General features: G+C 63.5%; 1 protein-coding gene. It reads left to right on the top strand.

Going from position 1 to position 362, the window contains the following annotated elements; all coding sequences use genetic code 11:
* Window positions 1-362, top strand: a 362-nt coding sequence (locus tag RI841_RS12535; protein ID WP_310705942.1) for a GAF domain-containing protein, incomplete at both ends; no start/stop codon positions are given.

The raw sequence follows: 362 nt of genomic DNA, 5'->3' as shown, positions 1-362 counted from the left end.
GGGTGAATCGCGCATTGCGGGTACTGAGCACCGTCAATTCCAAACTGGTCCACGCAGAACAGGAAGCGGAATTGCTGCAGAACATTTGCCGGGTATGCGTTGAGTTGGCCGGGTACCGCCTGGCGTGGGTCGGCTTCGCGCTGCAGAACGAAGCGAAGACCGTGAGCCCGGTGGCCGCGTCCGGATTCGAGGAGGGATATCTCGCACGCGCCGCCATCAGCTGGGCGGATAATGCGCGCGGCCAAGGCCCTACCGGGATGGCGATTCGAACCGGCAAGACGCAGGTCAACCGGGATTTCCTTTCAGACCCGCGCATGGCGCCGTGGCGTGACGATGCTCTGCTGCGCGGTTACCGCTCGTCA

This window comes from Halomonas sp., from assembly GCF_031581305.1.
Classification (GTDB): domain Bacteria; phylum Pseudomonadota; class Gammaproteobacteria; order Pseudomonadales; family Halomonadaceae; genus Halomonas.
This window is presented reverse-complemented; position numbering and strand designations above follow the sequence as displayed.